Annotated in this window: 22 protein-coding genes, 1 other RNA gene and 1 pseudogene; 17 read left to right on the top strand and 7 right to left on the bottom strand. The window is 57.0% G+C overall.

Going from position 1 to position 24534, the window contains the following annotated elements; translation table 11 throughout:
• Window positions 1–45: 45 nt before the first annotated feature.
• Window positions 46–1425: a putrescine aminotransferase gene (gene ygjG / locus RTM13_RS10905; protein ID WP_312212044.1), complete on the top strand. Its 1380-nt coding sequence runs from the start codon at window positions 46–48 to the stop codon at window positions 1423–1425.
• A 148-nt stretch (window positions 1426–1573) separates the two neighbouring features.
• Window positions 1574–3592, top strand: a complete 2019-nt coding sequence (locus RTM13_RS10900) for an NADPH-dependent 2,4-dienoyl-CoA reductase (protein ID WP_312212043.1) — start codon at window positions 1574–1576, stop codon at window positions 3590–3592.
• A 101-nt stretch (window positions 3593–3693) separates the two neighbouring features.
• Here the strand turns inward: RTM13_RS10900 and rlmG are convergent, their stop codons facing one another.
• Window positions 3694–4830 (bottom strand): 23S rRNA (guanine(1835)-N(2))-methyltransferase RlmG, encoded by a 1137-nt coding sequence (gene rlmG, locus RTM13_RS10895; protein WP_312212042.1) that lies wholly within the window; start codon window positions 4828–4830, stop codon window positions 3694–3696.
• Between the two features lie 86 nt (window positions 4831–4916).
• Here rlmG and RTM13_RS10890 point away from each other — a divergent pair, with 86 nt between their 5' ends.
• The 4 genes from RTM13_RS10890 to sstT all read left to right on the top strand — a co-directional run bounded on the left by RTM13_RS10890 (window position 4917) and on the right by sstT (window position 9157).
• Window positions 4917–5420 carry a YgjP-like metallopeptidase domain-containing protein gene (locus tag RTM13_RS10890; protein ID WP_268109169.1) on the top strand — a complete coding sequence of 168 codons (504 nt, stop codon included), beginning with the start codon at window positions 4917–4919 and terminating at the stop codon, window positions 5418–5420.
• A gap of 67 nt (window positions 5421–5487) precedes the next feature.
• Window positions 5488–6489: a Gfo/Idh/MocA family oxidoreductase gene (locus tag RTM13_RS10885; RefSeq protein ID WP_312212041.1), complete on the top strand. Its 1002-nt coding sequence runs from the start codon at window positions 5488–5490 to the stop codon at window positions 6487–6489.
• Window positions 6490–6738: 249 nt separating this feature from the next.
• On the top strand, window positions 6739–7707 hold the full coding sequence (locus tag RTM13_RS10880) for a TerC family protein (RefSeq protein WP_312212040.1): 969 nt from the start codon (window positions 6739–6741) through the stop codon (window positions 7705–7707).
• A 208-nt stretch (window positions 7708–7915) separates the two neighbouring features.
• Window positions 7916–9157, top strand: coding sequence for a serine/threonine transporter SstT (gene sstT / locus RTM13_RS10875; RefSeq protein WP_312212039.1), 1242 nt, complete (start codon window positions 7916–7918; stop codon window positions 9155–9157).
• A 119-nt stretch (window positions 9158–9276) separates the two neighbouring features.
• Here sstT and RTM13_RS10870 read toward each other — a convergent pair whose 3' ends face one another.
• Both RTM13_RS10870 and uxaC read right to left on the bottom strand, forming a co-directional pair.
• Window positions 9277–10764 (bottom strand): altronate dehydratase family protein, encoded by a 1488-nt coding sequence (locus tag RTM13_RS10870; RefSeq protein ID WP_312212038.1) that lies wholly within the window; start codon window positions 10762–10764, stop codon window positions 9277–9279.
• A 17-nt stretch (window positions 10765–10781) separates the two neighbouring features.
• Window positions 10782–12194 (bottom strand): glucuronate isomerase, encoded by a 1413-nt coding sequence (gene uxaC / locus RTM13_RS10865; protein WP_312212037.1) that lies wholly within the window; start codon window positions 12192–12194, stop codon window positions 10782–10784.
• Window positions 12195–12662: 468 nt separating this feature from the next.
• Here uxaC and RTM13_RS10860 point away from each other — a divergent pair, with 468 nt between their 5' ends.
• The 10 genes from RTM13_RS10860 (at window position 12663) to RTM13_RS10815 (ending at window position 19432) form a co-directional block, all read left to right on the top strand.
• Window positions 12663–13967 carry an MFS transporter gene (locus RTM13_RS10860; RefSeq protein WP_312212036.1) on the top strand — a complete coding sequence of 435 codons (1305 nt, stop codon included), beginning with the start codon at window positions 12663–12665 and terminating at the stop codon, window positions 13965–13967.
• Window positions 13968–14102: 135 nt separating this feature from the next.
• Window positions 14103–14879 carry a transcriptional regulator ExuR gene (gene exuR / locus RTM13_RS10855; RefSeq protein ID WP_312212035.1) on the top strand — a complete coding sequence of 259 codons (777 nt, stop codon included), beginning with the start codon at window positions 14103–14105 and terminating at the stop codon, window positions 14877–14879.
• 251 nt (window positions 14880–15130) lie between these two features.
• Window positions 15131–15793, top strand: coding sequence for a DedA family general envelope maintenance protein YqjA (yqjA, locus tag RTM13_RS10850; RefSeq protein ID WP_312212034.1), 663 nt, complete (start codon window positions 15131–15133; stop codon window positions 15791–15793).
• A 22-nt stretch (window positions 15794–15815) separates the two neighbouring features.
• Complete coding sequence (gene mzrA, locus RTM13_RS10845; RefSeq protein WP_312212216.1) at window positions 15816–16178, top strand: EnvZ/OmpR regulon moderator MzrA; 363 nt, start codon at window positions 15816–15818, stop codon at window positions 16176–16178.
• A 151-nt stretch (window positions 16179–16329) separates the two neighbouring features.
• Entirely contained in the window at window positions 16330–16698 is a 369-nt protein-coding gene (locus RTM13_RS10840) for a DUF1090 domain-containing protein (protein ID WP_312212033.1), read from the top strand.
• Between the two features lie 32 nt (window positions 16699–16730).
• Window positions 16731–17042, top strand: a complete 312-nt coding sequence (locus tag RTM13_RS10835) for a YqjD family protein (RefSeq protein WP_042390221.1) — start codon at window positions 16731–16733, stop codon at window positions 17040–17042.
• A 2-nt stretch (window positions 17043–17044) separates the two neighbouring features.
• The gene (locus RTM13_RS10830) at window positions 17045–17443 is read left to right on the top strand and encodes a phage holin family protein (RefSeq protein ID WP_312212032.1); all 399 of its coding nucleotides are present in this window, start codon (window positions 17045–17047) and stop codon (window positions 17441–17443) included.
• A gap of 35 nt (window positions 17444–17478) precedes the next feature.
• The gene (locus RTM13_RS10825; RefSeq protein WP_103821416.1) at window positions 17479–17739 is read left to right on the top strand and encodes a YqjK-like family protein; all 261 of its coding nucleotides are present in this window, start codon (window positions 17479–17481) and stop codon (window positions 17737–17739) included.
• Between the two features lie 232 nt (window positions 17740–17971).
• Window positions 17972–18364, top strand: coding sequence for a DoxX family protein (locus RTM13_RS10820; protein WP_312212031.1), 393 nt, complete (start codon window positions 17972–17974; stop codon window positions 18362–18364).
• An 81-nt stretch (window positions 18365–18445) separates the two neighbouring features.
• Window positions 18446–19432 (top strand): glutathione S-transferase family protein, encoded by a 987-nt coding sequence (locus RTM13_RS10815; RefSeq protein WP_312212030.1) that lies wholly within the window; start codon window positions 18446–18448, stop codon window positions 19430–19432.
• Window positions 19433–19468: 36 nt separating this feature from the next.
• Here the strand turns inward: RTM13_RS10815 and yhaJ are convergent, their stop codons facing one another.
• Window positions 19469–20365 carry a DNA-binding transcriptional regulator YhaJ gene (gene yhaJ, locus RTM13_RS10810; RefSeq protein ID WP_312212029.1) on the bottom strand — a complete coding sequence of 299 codons (897 nt, stop codon included), beginning with the start codon at window positions 20363–20365 and terminating at the stop codon, window positions 19469–19471.
• A gap of 104 nt (window positions 20366–20469) precedes the next feature.
• Between yhaJ and RTM13_RS10805 the strand changes: the two genes are divergently transcribed.
• Window positions 20470–21168 carry a pirin family protein gene (locus RTM13_RS10805; protein WP_312212028.1) on the top strand — a complete coding sequence of 233 codons (699 nt, stop codon included), beginning with the start codon at window positions 20470–20472 and terminating at the stop codon, window positions 21166–21168.
• A 43-nt stretch (window positions 21169–21211) separates the two neighbouring features.
• Here RTM13_RS10805 and RTM13_RS10800 read toward each other — a convergent pair whose 3' ends face one another.
• From RTM13_RS10800 to rnpB, 3 genes and pseudogenes are all read right to left on the bottom strand, one after another.
• Window positions 21212–22516: a serine dehydratase subunit alpha family protein gene (locus tag RTM13_RS10800; protein WP_312212027.1), complete on the bottom strand. Its 1305-nt coding sequence runs from the start codon at window positions 22514–22516 to the stop codon at window positions 21212–21214.
• A 34-nt stretch (window positions 22517–22550) separates the two neighbouring features.
• A pseudogene (locus tag RTM13_RS10795) lies at window positions 22551–23878 on the bottom strand (hypothetical protein).
• 267 nt (window positions 23879–24145) lie between these two features.
• Window positions 24146–24528, bottom strand: an RNA gene (rnpB, locus tag RTM13_RS10790) — RNase P RNA component class A.
• Window positions 24529–24534 lie beyond the last annotated feature (6 nt).

Raw genomic sequence — 24534 nt, 5'->3', positions numbered from 1 at the left:
TAATTTATGCAGTATCGCGTGATACGCCATCCCCGGGAGCTCATTTTGAACAGGTTACCTTCCAGCGCATCGGCCCTCGCCTGCAGCGCACACGCCCTGAATCTCATTGAGAAGCGAACGCTTGATCATGAGGAGATGAAAGAACTTAACCGAGAGGTGATTGATTACTTTAAAGAGCATGTAAATCCTGGATTCTTAGAGTACCGCAAGTCTGTTACTGCTGGCGGGGATTACGGAGCCGTAGAGTGGCAAGCAGGAAGTTTGAATACGCTTGTCGACACCCAGGGACAGGAGTTTTTAGATTGTCTGGGTGGATTTGGCATCTTTAACGTGGGGCACCGTAATCCAGTTGTGGTTTCCGCCGTACAGAATCAGCTCGCGAAACAACCGCTTCACAGTCAGGAGCTGCTCGATCCGCTCCGGGCCATGCTGGCAAAAACCCTCGCTGCCCTTGCACCGGGCAAACTCAAGTACAGCTTCTTTAGCAATAGCGGCACCGAGTCCGTGGAGGCTGCCCTCAAGTTGGCGAAGGCGTATCAGTCGCCGCGCGGGAAGTTTACCTTCGTCGCCACCAGCGGCGCATTCCACGGCAAGTCCCTCGGGGCGCTGTCAGCGACGGCGAAATCTGCCTTCCGTAAACCCTTTATGCCGCTGCTGCCGGGCTTCCGCCATGTTCCCTTTGGTGATATCGAGGCCATGCGCACCCTGCTCTCCGAGTGCCATAAAACCGGTGATGACGTGGCGGCGGTGATCCTCGAGCCGATTCAGGGCGAAGGCGGCGTGATCCTGCCGCCAACGGGATACCTGCCTGCCGTGCGTAAGCTGTGCGATGAGTTTGGCGCTCTGCTGATCTTTGATGAAGTCCAGACCGGCATGGGTCGCACCGGCAGGATGTTTGCCTGCGAGCATGAGAACGTGCAGCCTGATATCCTCTGCCTTGCTAAGGCGCTTGGCGGCGGCGTAATGCCTATCGGCGCGACGATTGCTACCGAGGAGGTCTTCTCGGTGCTGTTCGACAACCCCTTCCTGCACACTACCACCTTTGGCGGCAACCCGCTGGCCTGTGCCGCGGCGCTGGCGACCATCAACGTGCTGCTGGAGGAGAACCTGCCGGCGCAGGCCGAGCAGAAAGGAGACATGCTGCTGGATGGCTTCCGCCTGCTGGCGCGTCAGTACCCCGAGCTGGTGTACGACGTGCGCGGCAAGGGAATGCTGATGGCGATTGAGTTTGTCGATAACGAGAGCGGATATAACTTTGCCAGCGAGATGTTCCGCCAGCGTGTGCTGGTAGCGGGCACGCTGAACAATGCAAAAACGATTCGTATCGAACCGCCGTTAACCCTGACGGTTGAGCAGTGCGAGCAGGTGCTGAAAGCGGCCGGGCTGGCGCTGGCGGCGCTGAGCGTCTCGACTGAAAAAGCCTAACTACGTTGGCCCCTCCCTGCGGAGAGGGGCCAACGCCATTCTTTGAATCTCATCACAACTGTTTCACGCTCCTTTTCCCTTTTATTCTGCGACGGCTAAATTAGAACTCATCCGACCACATAACAATAATTTTATACTGGAAGAGACAATGCGCTATTCGTCGCTGTTTGCCCCCCTCGATCTGGGCTTTACTACCCTGAAAAACCGCGTGCTGATGGGCTCGATGCATACCGGCCTTGAAGAGCGTCCTGACGGCCCTGAACGCCTTGCGGCTTTTTACGCTGAACGCGCCCGTCACGGCGTGGCGTTGATTGTGACCGGCGGCGTGGCCCCGGCGCTCTCCGGCGTAACGATGGCGGGCGGCGCGGCGCTGTGCGATGCCAGCCAGCTCCCACATCACCAGCTGGTCACCGGCGCGGTACATCAGGAGGGAGGTAAAATCGCCCTGCAGATCCTACACACCGGGCGCTACAGCTATCAGCCGCAGCTGGTGGCTCCCTCCGCTATTCGGGCACCTATCAACCGCTTTACGCCCCATGCTCTGACCCACGATGAGATCCTCGCCCTGATCAACGATTTTGCCCGCTGCGCCCTGCTTGCCCGGGAAGCGGGCTACGACGGGGTGGAGATCATGGGTTCTGAGGGATACCTGATTAACGAGTTTCTCGCGGCCCGTACCAACCAGCGCCAAGACGAGTGGGGAGGTGATTACACCCGTCGAATGCGTTTTGCGACCGAGGTAGTACGCACCGTACGCCAGCGCGTAGGCAGCGATTTTATTATTATCTACCGCCTGTCGATGCTCGATTTAGTCGAGGACGGCGGCACCTTCGAGGAGACGGTGCAGCTGGCCAGGGCAGTAGAGGCCGCAGGCGCAACCCTCATCAACACCGGGATCGGCTGGCACGAAGCGCGCATTCCTACCATCGCCACGCCGGTGCCGCGCGCTGCCTTTAGCTGGGTAACGCGCAAGCTGAAGGGCCACGTCTCGGTGCCGCTGATTACCACCAACCGCATTAACGATCCCGGCGTTGCCGACGAGGTGCTGGCGCGCGGCGATGCGGATATGGTCTCGATGGCCCGCCCCTTCCTGGCCGATGCCGAGATCCTGTCGAAGGCGCAGAGCGGTCGCGAGGCGGAGATCAATACCTGCATCGGCTGCAACCAGGCCTGCCTCGATCAGATTTTTGTCGGCGAGGTCACCTCCTGCCTCGTCAATCCCCGCGCCTGTCACGAGACGTTGATGCCGATCGTTCCGGCAGTAAAAGCGAAAAAGCTGGCGGTGGTCGGCGCAGGTCCTGCGGGTCTGGCCTTTGCGGTGAACGCTGCCCAGCGCGGCCATCAGGTGACGCTGTTTGATGCTGGAGCAGAGATCGGCGGCCAGTTTAATATCGCCAAACAGATCCCTGGCAAAGAGGAGTTCTACGAAACGCTGCGCTACTACCGGCGGATGATCGATATGACCGGCGTCCGCTTGCAGCTCAACCAGCTGGTGGGCGCAGAGGATCTTATCGACTTTGACGAGACGATCCTCGCCTGCGGCATTGAGCCACGGATCCCGCCGATCGAGGGGATCGATCATCGGAAGGTGCTGACCTACCTGGCAGTGCTGCGCGACAAGGTGCCGGTGGGTGCGAAGGTGGCAATCATCGGCTGCGGCGGCATCGGTTTCGATACTGCCATGTACCTGAGCCAGCCGGGAGAGCCATCCAGCCAGAACATTGCCGAGTTTTGCGTGGAGTGGGGAATTGATACCAGTCTGCAACAGGTGGGCGGGCTGCGTCCCGAGGGGGCGCTCCAGCCTAAAAGTCCAAGGCAAATCGTGATGCTTCAGCGTAAGTCGGGTAAACCCGGCGAGGGGCTGGGGAAAACCACCGGCTGGATCCACCGCGCCACGCTGCTGTCGCGTGGGGTGAAGATGATCCCGGCGGTGAGCTACCAGAAGATCGACGACGAGGGGCTGCACGTAATGATCGACGGTGAACCGCAGCTGCTGGCTGTGGATCACGTGGTACTCTGCGCAGGTCAGGAGCCGCGCCGGGATCTGGCCGATCCGCTATACGCGGCGGGGAAAACGGTGCATCTGATTGGCGGCTGTGACGTGGCGATGGAGCTGGACGCCCGCCGCGCCATCGCCCAGGGGACAAAATTGGCTCTCGAAATTTAAGACATCGCCGAATTAACATAGGCCGGTGCAAGCGTAGCGCCGCCCGGCGGAAGTTCAGTCATGCCCGGTGGCGCTGCGCTTACCGGGCTAACTTCCAAAAATTAACGCCTGCGCGCCAGCTTGACCGCCTTCAGCACCACGAACTTGTTGTTAGTAGCGATAGTGGTGCAGTTACCAAAGATCTTCTTCAGCTTGTGGAAGTAGTCGAGGTGACGGTTGGCGACAATATACAGCTCGCCGTTAGTTTTCAGGCAGCGGCGAGCGTGGTGGAACATCTCCCAGGCGATGTTGTCCGTCAGGGCATGCTTCTGGTGGAACGGCGGGTTGCAGAACACCGCGTTGAAGCGGTACGGCTCCACGCCGGAGAGCGCGTTGTTGATCATAAACTCGCAGCGATCCTGCGCCTCGGGCAGGTTGGTCTCGACGTTCAGGCGGCTGGAAGCCACCGCCATCGGGGATTCATCCACAAACACCACCTGCGCCTCAGGGTTCTTCTCCAGCAGAGTCAGGCCAATCACGCCGTTACCGCAGCCGAGATCGACAATCTCCCCCTCCAGGTTTTCAGGCAGGTGCTGAAGGAAGAAGCGCGCGCCAATATCCAGCCCGGTACGGGAGAAGACGTTAGCGTGGTTATGGATAGTCCACGGTGTGCCGTCCAGCTTCCAGCTCAGAGTTTGCGGCTCATCGGTTAGCGCAGGCGCGTTAAAGGTACAGTTCACCAGTCGCGCCTTTTTCCACGCCAGCGTGGTGGTGGTCGGGCCGAGGATCTTCTCGAACAGCTCCAGCGTCGAGTTGTGGATATCGCGAGCCTTAGTGCCAGCGATAATCCGCGTCTCGGGCGTCACGACCTGCCGCAGGGCGCGCAGCTGCTGCTCCAGCAGCGCGAGGGTTTTCGGGATCTTGATCAGCACCACGCCCGGCGCGGCCGGATAAGCGGCCGTGCTGTCGAGAAAGGTGACGCTGCCCTCATCCAGCTCGTTGTGACGCAGGTTCTCCCGGGTCGCCAGCTCACTTAAATAGGAGTCGCCAATGCTGAAAGGCTTATGCTCCACCAGCGCGCAGGCCAGCGCACCAAAGTGATCGTTAAAAATCAGGACCGGGCCGCTGATTTCGGTTTCGTCCAGCTGCTGCAGCAGATACTCATCGGCCGCTTCCCACGCCTGCAGCGGGTTGACGTCGTCCGTTTCCGGAAAACGCTTTAAGTTTAGTGAACGGAAACCGTTGTCTGAATGGCTCATCGGCCCTCCTGGATGGTAAAATTCGGTGTTCTCCCCTGAGCGGGGGCGTGAGTATACCCTTTTTTAACTCTTATCGCGGGGCAATATTGAGCAATCTTCTCTATCTTCAGGGCTATCCGGAAAATCTGCTGGCCCAGGTGCAGTCGCTCATTGCGCAAAACCGTCTCGGTGAGGTGCTGGAGAAGCGCTATCCAGGCCAGCACAGCGTCACCACCGACAAGGCGCTCTATAGCTATATTCAGGATCTCAAAAGCGAGTTCCTGCGCAACGCGCCGCCGATCAATAAGGTGGCCTACGACAACAAGATCCACGTTCTCAAGAACGCTCTGGGTCTGCATACCGCCGTCTCCAGGGTACAGGGCGGCAAGCTGAAGGCCAAGGCGGAGATCCGCATCGCCACCGTGTTTCGCAGCGCGCCGGAGCCGTTCTTGCGCATGATCGCTGTCCACGAGCTGGCGCACCTGAAGGAGAAGGAGCATGACAAAGCTTTCTATCAGCTCTGCTGCTATATGGAGCCGCAGTACCACCAGCTGGAGTTCGACACTCGCCTGTGGCTGACGCACCGCTCGCTTAGCGATTTTGCGCAATAGAGCACTCGTTTTGTCATCCTGACATGCTACATTGGGTGGACTGTCCCCGATGGAGCATAAAGGATTTATGATACGTTTCGCAGTCGTTGGCACCAACTGGATCACCCGCCAGTTCGTTGATGCCGCCCATGAGACCGGCAAGCTAAAGCTGACCGGCGTTTACTCCCGCAGCCTTGAGCAGGCCGAGCACTTTGCCAGCGATTACCCCGTCGAGCACCTCTTTACCTCCCTCGACGCCCTGGCTCAGAGTGACGCTATTGATGCGGTCTATGTCGCCAGCCCAAACTCTCTGCACTTTTCACAAACCGAGCTTTTTTTGCGCCATAAAAAGCATGTAATCTGCGAGAAGCCGCTGGCCTCAAACTTGCAGGAGGCCGAGGCGGCCATTGCCGTAGCGCAAGCCAACGGCGTGGTGCTGTTTGAAGCCTTTAAGACCGGCGCGCTGCCCAACTTCCAGCTGGTGCAGCAGTCGCTGCCGAAGGTAGGCAAGCTGCGGAAGGTGTTCTTTAACTACTGCCAGTACTCCTCACGCTATCCGCGCTACCTCAACGGTGAGAATCCCAATACCTTTAATCCGGCTTTCTCTAACGGATCGATCATGGATATCGGCTTCTACTGCCTGGCATCGGCGGTCGCGCTGTGGGGCGAGCCGCAAAGTGTGCAGTCCACCGCCAGCCTGCTGCCGAGCGGCGTGGACGGCCACGGCGTAGCGGTGCTGAACTACGGCGACTTCAGCGTGACCCTACAGCACTCGAAGGTCAGCGACTCCTCGCTGGCAAGCGAGATCCAGGGGGAAGATGGCGCGCTGGTGATTGAACAGCTTTCCGAATGCCAGCGGGTATCGTTTGTGCCACGCGGCGGTAAGCCGCAGGAGATCACCCAACCACAGCATATCAACACCATGCTCTATGAAGCGGAGCTGTTTGCCCAACTGGTGGATGAGAACGCGGTTAACCACGCAGGCCTTGAGGTGAGCCGCATTACTGCGAAGCTGCTCACCGAGATCCGTCGCCAGACCGGCGTGGTTTTCCCGGCGGACGCCGCCGCTCAGCTTGACCTACCGGCGTAAAGGTATGTAAAACTGGAGGGGGCTGACGTTGACGCCCTCTCTACTCTGACATATTTTGTTACTAGCAAAGGGGAGTAACTTCTTCGCCGGCAGGTCGTCATTACGATGCGTTTACGCATCCGGTCGCCGGGCATCCTGAGAAGGGTGTAAGTGAGACCTTGCCGAAAGGCGAGGCCCTGTGCATCTAAAAACAAGCGGCTGCCGTCTTTCGACGTTAGCCGTTTTTGTTTTTACTGCAAGGAACTCTCTATGAATAGTGTCGGCACACCGCTCCTGTGGGGCGGATTCGCTGTAGTCGTTGTGATCATGCTGGCTATCGACCTTCTGCTTCATGGCCGTCGTGGCACCCATACCATGACCATGAAACAGGCGGCCGGTTGGTCGATCCTGTGGGTCACCCTCTCGCTGCTGTTTAACGCTGCTTTCTGGTGGTATCTCGCTTCGACCGAAGGTCGGGCGGTAGCCGATCCACAGGCGCTCGCCTTCCTCACCGGCTATCTGATTGAAAAGGCGCTGGCGGTGGATAACGTCTTTGTCTGGCTGATGCTGTTTAGCTACTTCTCTATTCCGCCTGCCCTGCAACGCCGGGTGCTGATCTACGGCGTGCTGGGCGCAATTGTGCTGCGTACCATCATGATCTTTGCCGGTAGCTGGCTGATCTCCCAGTTCGAGTGGCTGCTTTACGTCTTCGGTGCCTTCCTGCTCTTCACTGGGGTCAAAATGGCGCTGGCGAAAGAGGACGAGGCCGGGATTGGCGACAAGCCGATGGTGCGCTGGCTGCGCGGTCATCTGCGCATGACCGATACCATTGAGAACGAGCACTTTTTTGTGCGGCACAACGGCCTGCTGTATGCCACGCCGCTGCTGCTGGTGCTGATCCTCGTCGAGCTGAGCGACGTGATCTTCGCCGTTGATAGCATCCCGGCGATCTTTGCCGTCACCACCGACCCTTTTATCGTGCTGACCTCGAACCTGTTCGCGATCCTCGGCCTGCGTGCGATGTACTTCCTGCTGGCAGGCGTGGCGGAGCGCTTTGCGATGCTGAAGTATGGTCTGTCGGTGATTCTGGTGTTTATCGGTATCAAAATGCTGATTGTCGATTTCTACCACATCCCAATCGCCATCTCACTGGGCGTAGTGGGTGGGATCCTGGCGGTGACCCTGCTGATCAACGCCTGGGTTAACCATCAGAACGACAAGAAGCAGCGAGTCTCATAATGATTACGCCGGGCGGCGTGAGCGCCGCCCGGAAAAATGTAAATAGTTAGTTAAAAAATATGACGCAACACGTAAAATCCAGCACGTTGCACTTCCCCTCGATAGTTCTTTCCATATACTCAACCAGGCAAACATTCAGTTACATCCGGACATAAACGTGACATAGAGCACATTCCGGCTGGAACGCAATTTCACTTAAGGAACTATCATGGCTACACAACCGTCTGGCCTGCTCAAGCATATTATGCAGGGCAGTCTTGTTAAACAGATCCTTGTCGGGCTGGTGCTCGGTATTCTGCTGGCGTGGATCTCCAAACCTGCGGCGATTGCCGTGGGTCTGCTGGGTACTCTCTTTGTAGGCGCACTGAAAGCCGTCGCGCCGGTTCTGGTCCTGATGCTGGTGATGGCCTCTATCGCTAACCACCAGCACGGGCAGAAAACCAGTATTCGCCCTATTCTCTTTCTCTATCTGCTGGGCACCTTCTCCGCCGCGCTGACAGCGGTAGTGTTCAGCTTCCTGTTCCCTTCAACGCTGCATCTGGTTACCGGCGCAACGGAGATTACGCCGCCGTCAGGCATCGTTGAGGTGCTGCGCGGTCTGCTGATGAGCATGGTCTCTAACCCGATCGATGCCCTGCTGAACGCCAACTACATCGGCATTCTGGTCTGGGCCGTCGGTCTGGGCTTTGCCCTGCGCCATGGTAACGAGACGACCAAAAATCTGCTGAATGATGTTTCCAGCGCGGTGACCTTTATCGTCCAGCTGGTGATCCGTTTCGCCCCAATCGGTATCTTCGGCCTGGTCGCCTCTACTCTTGCCACTACCGGTTTCGATACCCTGTTTGGCTATGCCCAACTGCTGGTGGTGCTGATCGGCTGCATGCTGCTGGTAGCGCTGATCATCAACCCGCTGCTGGTGTTCTGGAAGATCCGCCGTAACCCCTATCCGCTGGTGTTCATGTGCCTGCGCGAGAGCGGGGTCTACGCCTTCTTTACCCGCAGCTCGGCGGCCAATATTCCGGTTAACATGGCGCTGTGCGAAAAGCTGAACCTGGATCGCGACACCTACTCCGTCTCCGTGCCGCTGGGCGCAACCATCAACATGGCAGGGGCGGCCATCACCATCACGGTGCTGACCCTGGCGGCGGTAACAACGCTGGGCATCCCGGTGGATCTGCCTACGGCGCTGCTGCTGAGCGTGGTTGCCTCCCTGTGCGCCTGCGGTGCCTCCGGCGTGGCGGGCGGCTCGCTGCTGCTGATCCCGCTGGCCTGTAATATGTTCGGTATTCCGAACGATATCGCCATGCAGGTAGTGGCGGTGGGCTTTATCATCGGCGTTCTGCAGGACTCCTGCGAGACGGCACTGAACTCCTCTACCGACGTGCTCTTTACTGCCGCGGCCTGTATGGCAGAAGACGAGCGCCTGGCGAAAAACGCGCTGCGTAGTTAAAAACAAAAGCCCGGTGGCGGCTACGCCTTACCGGGCCTACAAAGTCAAACGGTCACCTTCGGGTGACCGTTTTTATTGCGCGTAGGTCGGGTAAGCGTTAGCGCCACCCGACAAAACGCTTACAGCGTAACGCCACTTTTGAAGATAGCCAGCTCGCGGAACTCGTTGCGCTCGTTGCAGGTCTGTTTGCCGTTAGCGATCTCAACGATGGTATCCACGAACTCGGTCAGCACCTGCGGCATCAGTTTGCCGTGGATCAGCTGACCGGCGTCAAAGTCGATCCAGTGCTTTTTCTTCGCTGCCAGCTCGCTGTTGGTGGCGATTTTCACCGTCGGCACAAAACCGCCGTAAGGCGTACCGCGACCGGTAGAGAAGAGCACCATATGGCAGCCCGCCCCGGCCAGGGCGCTGGTAGCAACGGCATCGTTACCCGGCGCGCTCAGCAAGTTCAACCCGTGGGTTTTCAGACGCTCGCCATAGCGCAGCACGTCAACCACCTGGCTGGCCCCCGCTTTCTGGGTACAGCCCAGCGACTTCTCTTCCAGAGTGGTAATGCCACCCGCTTTGTTGCCTGGCGATGGGTTCTCATAGATCGGCTGGTTGTGGGCGATAAAGTACTGTTTGAAGTCGTTCACCATGGTGACGGTTTTTTCAAACGTGGACTCATCGCGGCAGTGGCTCATCAGGATCTGCTCGGCGCCAAACATCTCTGGTACTTCGGTCAGCACGGTGGTGCCACCGTTGCCGATCACGTAGTCCGAGAAGCGACCCAACATCGGGTTGGCGGTGATGCCGGAGAGGCCATCAGAGCCGCCGCACTCAAGGCCAAACTTCAGCTCGCTCAGCTTGCCCGGTTCGCGTTTATCGTTACGCATCGCGTTATAGAGCTGGTGCATATGCTCAAGGCCCGCTTCCACTTCATCTTCCTGGTGTTGGCAGACCATAAAGTGGACGCGGTCCGGGTCGAAGTCGCCCAGCGTTTCGCGGAAGGCATCAACCTGGTTGTTCTCACAGCCGAGGCCAATCACCAGCACCGCACCCGCATTCGGATGACGCACCATGTTTTGCAGCATGGTGCGGGTGTTGACGTGATCATCCCCGAGCTGCGAGCAGCCGTAGGTGTGGCTGAACAGGAAGACGCCGTCGGTGCCTTCAGCATTCTGCGTCTCTTTTAAGAAACGGGTCTGGATCTGGCGGGCAATGCCGTTGACGCAGCCAACGGTTGGCAGGATCCACAGCTCGTTGCGGATACCTACCTCACCGTTGGCCCGACGGTAGATCTCAACGTCGCGATCCGCCGCCTGCGCCTGCACAGCCTGAAGATCGGGTTGATAGCTATACTCGTCCAGATCGCTCAGATTGGTGCGCGCATTGTGAGAGTGAATGTATTCACCCTCCGCGATATCTGCCGTGGCATGACCAATAGGCAGACCGTATTTCACCACGTTTTGCCCCTGCGGGATGGTCTGCAGAGCAAACTTGTGCCCGCGTCCCACCGGCTGGCGCAGCCGTACGGTGTGGTTATCGACAGAAATTTCCGCGCCTTCCGCCAGGTCAGCCAGCGCGACTGCGACGTTATCTAGCGAATGGATCTTGATGTATTGCATATCAACCTCAAACGGCCTTAGTTCAGTTCAATCGCGAAGTAGTCACGCGCATTGTTAAAGCAGATATTTCTCACCATCTCGCCCAGCAGCTGGATATCTGCCGGTGCTTCCCCGGCGGCGACCCAGCGGCCAATCATCTGGCACAGGATGCGACGGAAATACTCGTGACGGGTATAGGAGAGGAAGCTGCGGCTATCGGTCAGCATCCCTACGAAGCGGCTTAACAGGCCAAGCTGTGCCAGCTGGGTCATCTGACGCTCCATGCCATCTTTCTGGTCGTTAAACCACCAGCCGGAACCGAACTGCATCTTGCCCGGCATACCTTCACCCTGGAAGTTACCGATCATGGTACCCAGCACTTCGTTATCGCGCGGGTTCAGGCAGTAAAGAATGGTTTTCGGCAACAGGTTCTCTTCGTTCTGCTTGCTGAGCAGCTTAGAGAGCTCTTCCGCCAGCGGACGGTCGTTGATGGAGTCGAAGCCAACGTCCGGCCCCAGCAGTTTGAACTGGCGCAGGTTGTTATTACGCAGCGCGCCAATGTGGTACTGCTGTACCCATTCGCGGCGGGCATATTCTGCACCCAGCCAAACCAGCACGGCGGTCTTAAACTGCGCTACTTCGCGCTCGCTCAGGGTCTCACCCGCCAGACGACGGGCAAGGATACTATCCAGCTCGGCTTCGCTCGCCTCGGCAAACAGCACCACGTCCAGCGCATGGTCAGAAACTTTACAGCCGTGGGCGGCAAAGTGATCCAGACGTTTAGTCAGCGCGGTTTGCAGATCGCTAAAGCGGCGGATATCGGTATCGGAGACTTCACCCAGCTTCGCCATATAGTCGTTAAAGGTCGCCAGCTCGATGTTGAACGCCTTATCCGGACGCCAGCTCGGCAGCACTTTGATGCTGAAGGAGGTGTCTTTCGCCACGCTGGCGTGGTGCTCAAGAGAGTCGATCGGATCGTCAGTGGTGCCGACCATCTTCACATTCATCTGCTGCATGATGCCGCGGGCGGAGAATTTGTCCTGGGCCAGCAGCGCGTTGCCCTGCTCCCAGATCTCATCGGCGGTCGCCGGAGAGAGCAGCTTACCTGTAATACCAAACGGGCGGCGCAGCTCGAGGTGCGTCCAGTGGTATAACGGGTTACCAATAGTGTGCGGCACGGTGGCTGCCCACGCGTCAAACTTTTCGCGGTCAGAGGCGTCGCCGGTACACAGGCGCTCAGGCACACCGTTAGTGCGCATCGCACGCCACTTATAGTGATCGCCTTTTAACCAGATGTCATACAGGTTTTTGAAACGGTAGTTGTCCGCAATCTGCTGCGGCGGCAGGTGGCAATGATAGTCGAAAATCGGCTGATCTTTCGCGTAATCATGGTACAGACGGCGAGCAAATTCAGTATCCAGCAGGAAATCTTCGGTCATAAAAGCGGTCATTATCGTCTTCCTCTAAACGAGAGCGTTAGATGCGTACGTTCAATGCTGACAAAGTTATCACACCAATTTCTATAGACCGAAGATATTTTCGTGAGTTAGATCAATAAACGCTGACAAAAAATTTACCCTTAAGGGAGTAAACTCGCCGCCAGCCCGCGCCAGCTCTGGCTTTGCTGACGCGGCATAATGCCCACACAGAGAAAAGCACTTTTGTGATGTCACTCACCTTTTAAAGTTGTATGACAAGTTATCTTTCCTGCCGTCGCAGAACATACACCGACGGAATGCATTACAGGTGATTAATCACTGAGTTTACCGGTACGGATACCGATTTGTGCACGCACACTGATGGCAAGGTCCGGGCCGTTTCGGGAGTTATTCCCGGCTACGCCCCCCGTTACACCTCCCCCGGCTCGATCCGGAGGAGGGGCCGCCCAAGGCGGAAATAACATAACGATGAGGTTTTACATGCGTAAAATTAAAGGTTTACGTTGGTACATGATAGCGCTGGTGACGCTGGGCACCGTGCTGGGCTACCTGACCCGTAACACCATAGCCGCGGCTGCGCCAACGCTAATGGAAGAGCTGCACATCTCCACGCAGCAGTACTCATATATCATCGCGGCCTATTCCGCCGCCTACACCATCATGCAGCCGGTTGCGGGCTATGTGCTGGATATTCTGGGTACCAAAGTGGGCTACGCCGTCTTTGCGGTGACCTGGGCGATCTTCTGTGGTGCGACAGCGCTGGCAGGCAGCTGGGGTGGTTTAGCGCTGGCACGTGGTGCAGTCGGTGCCGCTGAAGCCGCCATGATCCCGGCCGGCCTGAAAGCTGCGTCCGAGTGGTTCCCGGCGAAAGAGCGCTCTATCGCTGTAGGCTACTTTAACGTCGGTTCCTCTATTGGTGCGATGATTGCGCCGCCGCTGGTGGTATGGGCTATCGTCATGCACAGCTGGCAGCTGGCTTTCATCATCTCCGGCGTGCTGAGCTTCGCCTGGGCGATGGCCTGGCTGATCTTCTACAAACACCCGCGCGATCAGAAAAAATTAACCGAAGAAGAGCGTGGCTATATCATTGGCGGTCAGGAAGCACAGCATCAGACCAACAACGGTAAGAAGATGTCTGTCTGGCAGATTCTGGGCACTCGTCAGTTCTGGGGTATCGCCCTGCCGCGTTTCCTGGCAGAGCCAGCCTGGGGTACCTTCAACGCCTGGATCCCGCTGTTCATGTTTAAAGTCTACGGCTTTAACCTGAAAGAGATCGCCATGTTTGCCTGGATGCCCATGCTGTTCGCAGACCTCGGCTGTATCGTTGGGGGGTATCTGCCGCCGCTGTTCCAGCGCTGGTTTGGCGTGAACCTGATCGTCTCCCGTAAAATGGTGGTGACCATGGGTGCGGTGCTGATGATCGGCCCAGGCATGATCGGCCTGTTCACCAGTCCGTATGCCGCTATCGCCCTGCTGTGCGTCGGCGGTTTTGCTCACCAGTCTCTGTCTGGTGCGCTGATCACCCTCTCCTCTGACGTGTTTGGCCGTAACGAAGTGGCTACCGCCAACGGTCTGACCGGTATGGCGGCCTGGACAGCGAGCACTATGTTTGCTCTGGTGGTCGGTGCGCTGGCTGACACCATCGGCTTCAGCCCGCTGTTCGCCGTGCTGGCAGTGTTCGACGTGCTGGGGGCTATCGTTATCTGGACCGTGCTGAAGAGCAAGTCCGCAGCGGAACTCGAAGAAGAGAAGCGAGCCGTCGGTGGTCCTGCCACCCAGCACTAGCAACCTTCAATAACGCATCACACATTTACCACAAGCCGCCTGCACTATTCGGGCGGCTTTTTCGTTACTGGTATGGTGGGAATTTAGGAAAAGTGGTATAACAAATCTATCTATCCTGTCTCGCCTGGAGCACAAATGGAAATCACCGAATCACGCCGTTTATATCAGCAGCTGGCCGCTGAGCTAAAGAGCCGCATTGAGGACGGCGTGTACCTTGTCGGTGACAAACTGCCCGCCGAGCGCTTTATTGCCGATGAGAAGAGCGTTAGCCGCACCGTGGTGCGCGAAGCGATCATCATGCTGGAGGTTGAGGGCTACGTCGAGGTGCGTAAAGGCTCCGGTATCCATGTCATCTCCAACCAGGCGAAATATCAGCAGATCCCCGACGAATCCATGGAGTTTGCCAACTACGGCCCGTTCGAGCTGCTACAGGCCCGTCAGCTAATCGAGAGCAACATTGCCGAGTTTGCCGCTACCCAGGTGACCAAGCAGGACATCATGAAGCTGATGGAGATCCAGGACAAGGCGCGTCAGGAGAAATGCTTCCGCGACTCTGAGTGGGATCTCCAGTTCCACGTTCAGGTGGCGCTGGCCACACAGAATACCGCCCTGGCAGCAATCGTGGAAAAAATGTGGACTCAGCGTACGCACAACCCGTACTGGAAAAAACTGCACGATCACATCGATGCGCGTACGGTAGATAACTGGTGCGACGATCATGACCAAATTCTTAAGGCGCTGATTCGTAAGGATCCGCATGCGGCCAAGCTGGCAATGTGGCAGCATCTCGAGAATACCAAGCTGATGCTGTTTAATGAAACCAGTGATGACTTTGAGTTTAACGCTGACCGCTATCTTTTTGCTGAAAACCCGGTGGTCCACCTCGATACCGCCGCAAGCGCGGTGAAATAACACTCTTCCTGTTGCAGCGTAGGCGCAGGTTCGCCTGCGCTGTGCAATCAATGACATAATGCGGTCAGAAACCGTATAGAGTGTCAGCCTTTGTAAATACCTTTGTCACCCCTCTCCCCGGCAAGCAAAATCAATTCCTAAAATACGTATTTTCAGTGACGCAGATCTCTGGCGTTTGTTACAATTAGATGCAATTTCTCTCCAGCGGCGTTAACCCCGATATTCGTTAACCGATGTACCAGGAACACTGAATGGAACTACTTACCCAGTTACTGAACGCTTTATGGCACCAGGATTTCGAAACGCTGGCGAATCCTTCCATGATCGGCATGCTCTATTTTGTTTTGTTTATGATTCTGTTTCTGGAAAACGGCCTGCTGCCAGCGGCATTTTTACCGGGTGATAGCCTGCTGGTGCTGGTAGGCGTGCTGATTGCGAAGGGGGCGATGGGCTATCCGCAAACCATTCTGCTGCTGACCGCTGCCGCCAGCCTCGGCTGCTGGGTGAGCTACATTCAGGGGCGATGGCTGGGCAATACGCGCATCGTGCAGAACTGGCTGTCACACTTGCCCGCACACTACCATCAGCGGGCGCACCATATGTTCCATAAGCACGGACTCTCCGCGCTGCTGGTTGGCCGCTTTATTGCCTTTGTGCGTACGCTGCTGCCAACGATTGCCGGTCTCTCTGGCCTGAACAATGCCCGCTTTCAGTTCTTTAACTGGATGAGCGGCCTGCTGTGGGTAGTGATCCTCACCACCTTTGGTTATCTGCTGGGCAAGACGCCCGTGTTTCTCAAATATGAAGATGCGCTCATGTCCTGCCTGATGCTGCTGCCGGTGGTTCTGCTGGTAGTTGGGCTGGTTGGCTCGCTGTTCGTTTTATGGAAGAAAAAATATGGAAATCGGCAGTAAATCACGCTCGCGACGCGCGCTGATGCACCAGTGCGCCTTTGCGCTGGCAACCATAATGCTCTTTACCCTACTCTTCTCTGCCTGGGCTACGCTGCAGCAGCGTGAGTCAACGCTGGCCATTCGCCCCGGCAATCAGAGCGTCAGCGTGCCGGATGGCTTCTCCATCTGGCATCACCTTGACGCCAACGGCATCCGCTTTAAAAGCATTACGCCGAAAAATGACACCCTGGTGATTACCTTTGATTCCAGCGCGCAAAGCGCTGCGGCGAAAGTGGTCTTAGACCGCACCCTGCCGCAGGGATATATCATTGCCCTTCAGGACGACGACGACCAGACCTCCGCATGGCTCACCCGCCTGCGGGATACCCCTCACCGTCTGGGCTAACCTTCTACTAATCCGAATCTTTTCACTTACTTTGGTGATCTTCGCGTTTACTTACTATGCTTGAGTAGACGGGAACAGTGTCACTCTTTTACTGACTACATTATCGGCATTTCATGGTGATATGCCGCTTAAACAAGGGAAAGTTATAAGAATGAGATACCGCATCGTACTGGCGTTAAGCCTTTTTTCTTTGAGCGCCGCTTCGCAGGCCGTATCGCTTTGCCAGGAGAAAGAACAGGATATCCTGCGCGAAATTAGCTACGCCGAGAAGCATAACAATCAGCGCCGCGTTGACGGCCTGAACAAGGCGCTTACGGAAGTAAAAGCTAACTGCACTGACAGCAAGCTGCGCGCAGACCACCAGAAAAAAATTGCTGAGCAGAAGGAAGAGATTGCTGAACGCCAGCAGGATCTGACTGAAGCACAGCAAAAAGGCGATGCGGATAAAGTGACCAAACGTGAACACAAGCTGAGAGAGGCGCAGGAAGAGCTGCGTACGCTTGAGGCCCGTGATTATTAAAGGAAGTTACCACTCGCTCACTGGAGAGAACTATGTCTAAGTCTAAAGATACTACTGCCGATCATCTGCGCGCTGAGTTGAAATCCCTGACGGATACCCTGGAAGAGGTGTTAAGCAACTCCGGGGACAAATCGAAAGAAGAGCTGAGTAAACTGCGTACCAAAGCAGAACGTGCTCTGCACGAAAGCCGCTATCGCCTGGGTGAAACCAGCGATGTTATTGCCAAGCAAACCCGTGAAGCCGCCACGCGCGCCGATGAATATGTGCGCGAGAACCCGTGGACTGGTGTAGGGATTGCAGCTGCCGCCGGTGTGGTGCTGGGCGTGCTGCTGACGCGACGCTGATTATGGCTGACTTACGTCAAACAAGCGGGCCAGGAAAAAGCGTCCTGGGTATTGGGCAACGCATTATGACCATCCTCGTTGAGATGGTGGAAACGCGTTTGCGTCTGGTCGTGGTGGAACTGGAAGAAGAGAAAGCAAACGTCATCCAGATGCTCCTGATGTTGGGGCTCACCATGCTGCTGGCTGCCTTTGGCCTGATGAGCCTGATGGTTCTCATCATCTGGGCTATCGACCCTCAATACCGTCTTAACGCGATGATCGCTACCACTGTGGTTCTGCTGGTAGGCGCTATCATCGGCGGTTTCTGGACGCTGCATAAGGCTCGACAATCAACATTCCTGCGCCATACGCGCGGTGAGCTGGCTAACGATCGTTCTCTGCTGGAGGAGGATAAAAAGTGAGCAGTAGTAAAGCGGAGCGTCTCAAACGCAAAGCGATGCTGCTAAGCCAGATCCAGCAGCAGCGCCTCGATCTCACCGCCAGCCGTCGCGACTGGCTGGAGACGACGGGCGCTTACGATCGCGGCTGGAATACTTTTCTTAGTATGCGATCGTGGCTGCTGGTGGGCAGCAGTTTGATGGCGGTGCGTACCGTTCGTCACCCCAACATGCTGCTGCGCTGGGCGAAGCGCGGGTTTGCCGCGTGGAGCACCTGGCGTCTGGTGCAGTCCACCATCAAGCAGCAACGCCTGCGTTAATTACCATTATGCACCGGCCCACGCAGTGTGTAGGCCGGTGCAAGCGTAGCGCCGCCCGGCGTGACCTCATAGTTATCAATCATATTATTTGATAAAGATTAACAGTTTTCCTTGCTAACAATCCCTCTCCGCCGCGTTTATTATCCTCTCCATCGACAGCAAACAGGCAGCAAACGCCCGTCAGCGCTGGAAAAATGACATTAGCGGCCTCTGCGGCCTCATGGAGAGTAAAATGAAAAAATTAGAAGATATTGGTATTCTGGTAGCGCGTATTCTGATGCCAATTCTGTTTATTACCGCTGGCTGGGGCAAAATTTCCGGTTATGCAGGCACCCAGCAGTATATGGAAGCGATGAGCGTACCCGGCTTCATGTTGCCGCTGGTTATTCTGCTTGAGTTCGGCGGCGGTTTGGCAATTCTGTTTGGTTTCCTGACCCGTACCACCGCGTTGATTACCGCCGTCTTTACGCTGCTCACCGCGTTCCTCTTCCACAGCAACTTTGCGGAAGGCATGAACTCCATCATGTTCATGAAAAACCTGACCATCGCGGGCGGTTTCCTGCTGCTGGGTATTACCGGTCCGGGCGCATTTAGCATCGACCGCGTGCTGAATAAAAAGTGGTAAGGCTTCTATACTGATAGCAATTCAAGGCGGGGAGAGCCATCTCTTCCCGCTTAACCTTTTTCCGGCAGTAAGGAGAGCACCATGGGACAGCTTATTGACGGCGTCTGGCATGACGTCTGGTACGATACGAAGTCAACCGGCGGACGCTTTAAACGCTCGGAGTCCGCGTTCCGTAACTGGCTGAACGCAGACGGTGAAGCAGGCCCAACGGGCGAAGGCGGTTTTGCACCTGAGAAAGATCGCTACCATCTCTATGTCTCCCTCGCCTGCCCGTGGGCGCACCGGACACTGATCCTTCGCACTCTGAAAGGCCTTGAGCCGTTTATCGACGTCTCCGTGGTTAACCCGCTGATGCTGGAGAGCGGCTGGACCTTTGATGATAGCTTCCCTGCTGCCACCGGCGACAAGCTCTATCAGCACGATTTTCTCTATCAGCTCTATCTCCACGCTGACCCACACTATACCGGGCGTGTCACCGTGCCGGTGCTGTGGGATAAGAAAAACCACACCATCGTCAGCAATGAGTCTGCGGATATTATTCGCATGTTCAATACCGCCTTTGACGCGCACGGTGCGAAAGCGGGCGACTACTATCCGCCAGCGCTGCGGGGGCAGATTGATGAGCTGAACAGCTGGATCTACGATAACGTCAATAACGGCGTCTACAAAGCTGGGTTTGCTACCAGCCAGGAGGCCTACGACGAAGCGGTAGAGAACGTATTCTCTTCTCTGTCACGGCTGGAGCAGATCCTCGGCCAGCACCGCTACCTGACCGGCAATCACCTGACGGAAGCAGATATTCGCCTGTGGACGACGCTGGTACGCTTTGATCCGGTCTACGTTACGCACTTCAAGTGTGATAAGCATCGGATCAGCGACTACCTGAACCTGTACGGCTTTCTGCGTGATATCTACCAGATGCCGGGCATTGCTGAAACCGTCGACTTTGCCCACATTCGCAACCACTACTACCGCAGCCATAAGACCATCAACCCGACGGGGATTATCTCCATCGGACCGTGGCAGGATCTGGATGAGCCGCACGGGCGCGATATTCGCTTCGGCTAAGCTATCAGGGCACCTCCAGGGTGCCCTTTTTATTGCCTATTTCCCTGCAAAAAGCTTGGGGATCTCCCGCAGGCACCAGGCCTTCGCCTCGCCCATGCTGTCGCGCCGCCAGGCCATAATGATATCCACCTCGCTGGTGGATTCCGGACTGACCACCCGCAGACGCCCTTCGGCGATATCCTTTTCAACCAGCGGGTAAGGCATGGTGGCTACGCCTAGCCCGGCCAGCAGCGCGTTGCGCTTATCCTCCAGGCTGCTCACCGTCAGGCGCGGCTGCTTGTCCAACAGCTGTACGGTAAGCACCGGGCGCTCGCGGGCGGTATCGGCTACCGCGACGCCGCGATATTTCACCCGCGTCACCTCAGAGAGTGGCTCCGGCTCCTGGTGAATAGGATGATCCGGCGCGGCGACGTAGACGTTGAGGAGCGTGTAGAGCTTGCGCGAGTTGATCTCTGACGACGAGCGGAAGTGCATATCCGGGGCGATGACGATATCCGCCCGGCCCTGCTCCAAGCGCTCCCACGCCCCCGCCAGGACTTCGGTAATAATGGAGAGCTGGGTATTGGCTTTCGTCGCCAGCCTCTCCACCAGCGGGAAAAAGGAAGGCGTTGGTACCAGCGCTTCGCTCACCAGCGTCAGGTGCGTCTCCCAGCCCCTGGCCAGCGCTTCGGCATCGGTGGTGAGCTTGTCGGCGGCCTCCAGCAGCACGCGTCCTCGCTCCAGCAGCATGCGCCCGACGTTGGTAAATTTTGTCCGGTGCCCGGAACGGTCGAAGAGCACCACGTCCAGCTCTTCCTCCAGCTTCTGCATGGTATAGCTCAGCGCGGAAGGCACCCGGCCCAGCTCATCCGCCGCTGCGGCAAAGCTGCCGCGCCTGTCGATGGCGTCCATGACGCGTAATGCTTCGAGCGTCAGCGCTCTCTCTTTAGCCATTTCGTTCTCATTCAGGAAATTTGAACATACCGGGCAGAATATCTGGCTAACATTGCAGCGTCCATACCTTTACCATTGATTTAGTGTAAAGAGAGGTCAGAATTATGATTACTACCAGAACAGCCAAACAGTGCGGACAGGCAGATTTCGGATGGCTGCAGGCCCGTTACACCTTCTCCTTTGGACACTACTTTGACCCTAAACTGCTGGGCTACGCCTCCCTGCGGGTGCTGAACCAGGAGGTTCTGGCTCCCGGCGCGTCATTCCAGCCGCGTACCTACCCTAAGGTGGATATTCTTAACCTGATCCTTGAGGGAGAAGCCGAGTACCGCGATAGCGATGGTCACCATGTACAGGCGAAGGCGGGTGAAGCGCTGCTGATCGCGACCCAGCCGGGGATCAGCTATAGCGAACACAATCTGAGCAAAGATAAATCCCTGACGCGGATGCAGCTCTGGCTGGACGCCTGCCCGGAGCGGGAGAACCCGCCAGTGCAAAAAATTGCCATCGCGGGCAAACAGCAGCTGCTAGCCTCCCCTGATGGAAACGATGAAAGTTTACAGCTCCGCCAGCAGGTCTGGCTGCACCATATTGAACTGGATAAGGGTGAACAGCTCAGTTTCCAGCTGCATGGCCCCCGCGCTTACCTGCAATCGATTCATGGCAGATTTCATGCTCTGACGCCGCAGGAGGAGCAGAAGGCGCTGACCTGCGGCGACGGGGCGTTTATTCGCGACGAGGCGCATATCACGCTGGTGGCGGACACGCCGCTGCGGGCGCTGCTGGTTGATTTACCTGTTTGACCCTGAAACGCCGGGCGGCGCTGCGCTTGCCCGGCCTACGGTCTTAGACTTTGTGTGCCATGATGTCGATGATCTGCCGGTCGGTGATCTGCATAGCATGGCAGGCCAGCGCACAGAGGTTTGCGATTGACTGTTCAACGTCGTGCGCCACGATCCCCTCATTGCCGGTCACCGCAGTCTCATCCAACGCCATCAGCACGGCTTTCCACGCTGACGAGACGCTGGTCGACACCTTCATCGCGCAGCTATTAGATGCGCCATCGCAGATCATCCCGCTGACGTCCCCGATCATGCTGCTGATAGCTCTGGCGAGGGTGTCATAGCGTCCGTCCATCAGCCATGCCATCCCTGCCGCCGCTCCCATGGCCGCCGTCGTCGCGGCGCAGAGTGCTGACAGACGCGGAAGCTGGTTGTGAATGTAGATTGCGCTGAGGTGGGAAAGCATCAGCGCGCGGGCCAGCCGCTCGTCATCCTCACCTAAAAACTCAGCTAATACTACAACCGGCAGCGTGGCGGCGATCCCCTGGTTGCCGGAACCTGAGTTGCTCATCGCTGGCAGCGACGCCCCACCCATCCTTGCGTCCGAGGCGGCACTGGTACGGATCACAATTGTCGAAGAGAGATCCTTTGCCAGCAGGCCGCGATTGCACTGCTTTTGCAGCGTGGCACCAATGTGCAGGCCCCACTCCCTGGCTAAGCCCTCCCGGGAGAGCGCATCGTTTATCCGGGCTGCCTCGAGGATGAAGCGGATACGCTCAAACGGGGCCTGCTCAATGAAGGCCAAAATGCCGCGCAGCGTGGTCTGTGACAGCACGGCCAGCGGATCCTCGTTGCGCTCTTCCGCCTCACTGCTGCGCTGGAAAACCGTCTCGCCCTGCTTTTCGATCCGCACGATGCGAGTATGATCGCCCTCGATCGTCACGCTGGCCTGGCTGTCCGCCGTAAAGACGCAGGCGCGGGCGTAGAGGATCTCACTGCACGGCTTCTGTAGCCTGACGCATACTCGCCCCTCGGCAAGCATCGCTTTGGCATCCTCTATCGCCTGTGGCGACGCGGCTTTAAGCACCTCCAGCCCAGCGGTGGCATCGCCTCCGAGCGCGCCGAGGGCGGCGGCAATCGGTAGCCCCACCATGCCCGTTCCCGGTACGGTGACGCCCATACCGTTTTTCAGCAGGTTAGGCGAAACGTAGCACTCTACGCGTTCAACCCTGCCGGAGAGCTGCGCGGCGGCGGTAGCGCTGGCCAGCGCCAGTGATACCGGTTCGGTACAGCCCAGCGCAGGTTTAACCTCCTGGCGTACGATCTGAATAAACCGATCCCATTCCGGGTTCCATTTTGCATCTGACATAATAACGTCCATCTGTTTCATGAGATTAATAGCATCAGGCGAAGGCCAGCAGCGGTGAAATACAGAGCAGCAGGCCGGTAATAATAATGATCTTCAGCGACAGGCCTTTGTACTTGTGCAGCGCCGGCACCTTATAGACCAGCCAGGCGGGAATTAAGCAGCCGATCAGACCGAATATAGGACTACAGATTGAGGTGAAGCTCAGCACCGGGGCATTAAGGACAATGGCGCTCCAGGCCAGCAGAATAGCGAAGATCATGATCCACCCTGGACATATTTCTCGTCAAACTGCCGGGTCGGGAATTTACGCCGCAGCAGGTTCATAACAATGCCCTGGGTCGCCTCACGAAAGCCGAGATAAACACCAAAGAAAGCGGTCATCACGGCAAAGATATTTAAAATAACGCTGACCACTTTTACCCAGCCTGCACCCTCGCCGCTAATAAACTGCGCGGCAATGGCCAGCGCGGAGATATTTTGCTCATACGCTTTCACCGCTTCATCGTGGCCCATAGCCAGGGTGAATGAGACGGCGTAGAAAAAGACGGTAACAAACAGAATGGCAAAAGCGATATTCATCGCCCGCAGGGCTTTATAGCGAGCAACCTCGACGGACTTCTCTTTGGCGCGGTAGGAGATCACCATCGGGCTGAGGGTCTGGATAAAAAGAATGGAGGTCAGGGTAAAGGGCAGCGTAATGATCGCGTTCTTAATCAGCAGGCCTGCGGGCGGAAGCGTCCCGGCATTGTAGAGGTGCCATAGCCCCACCATGCTCAACCCCAACGCTGCGACCACCAGCAGCTTGGTCAGCACCATCAGGCTCGAGACTTTAAACAGCAGCTTCTCGCCGCGCGAGGAGATGGCGACCAAAATGCAGATTAGCACCAGGCCGTAAAAAGGGTTATCGGAGAGCAGCCCCTGGGTAACGCCAAAGGTGTGCAGGTAGGAGGCGCTGTCGTTGGTGATGGCGGTAGAGTAGACGAACATCCAGATCACCAGCATAACAAAATAGAGCACGCCTAATAAGACGCCCCAGTTTTTACCTAAATAGCCGCTAATGACGCTGGGATAGTCCTTGCACTCCGGCGACTCCGCCAGGGTATTAATAAATAGCCGCTGAAAGAGATACATTGCCGGGTAGCCAATAATAGAGGAGAGCAAAAATACCCACAGCCCCATTAGCCCCACCTGCACCGGCAAAAAAACAATTCCCGCGCCGATGGCCATGCCGATACTCATAATGACCCAGCCCGTGTCGGTGCTGTCGAATTTAATTGCTTCGCGCCACGCCTGCTCCGTCATGCCTGCCTTTCGGGCCGCCGTAGATGTGCCTTGCATCACATCAATATTATTCGTGCTCATAACGTTCTCGCTTATTAGTGTAGGGACAGATTTTATTATTGATGCCGCTAATAGCGCGGCTATATTGGTATCGATTAATCGTAATCAGGAAGCGGGAGAAAAACTTCGCTATTGAGTAACTTGAATGAGAGAGTGAGAGAAACCACCGCTGCGCTTCCATCTGAATAAATAAAAATATTCTAACGCGGGTGTATGTGTGAAAGGGATCACGCAGAATGACTTACCGTAAAAAACAAAAAACCCCGCCGAGGCGGGGTTCTGTGTAAAGAGTGAAACTGACCGATAAGCCGGGTTCTGTCGTTGGACAGTCATTCATCTAGGCCAGCAATCGCTCACTGGCTCAAGCAGCCTACCCGGGTTCAGTACGGGCCGTACCTTATGAACCCCTATTTGGCCTTGCTCCGGGTGGAGTTTACCGTGCCACGGACTGTTACCAGCCGCGCGGTGCGCTCTTACCGCACCCTTTCACCCTTACCTGATCCCACTTGCGTGGGCCATCGGCGGTTTGCTCTCTGTTGCACTGGTCGTGGGCTGTGACACCCCCCAGGCGTTACCTGGCACCTTGCCCTATGGAGCCCGGACTTTCCTCCCCTCCGCCCGTCTCCCCCGAAAGAGGACGACGACGAAGCGGCGACTGTCTGGTCAGCTTCGGCGCG

Source organism: Pseudescherichia sp., from assembly GCF_031979925.1.
GTDB lineage: Bacteria > Pseudomonadota > Gammaproteobacteria > Enterobacterales > Enterobacteriaceae > Pseudescherichia.
The sequence above is the reverse complement of the archived record's forward strand: the minus strand, read 5'-3'. Positions and strand labels throughout refer to the sequence as shown.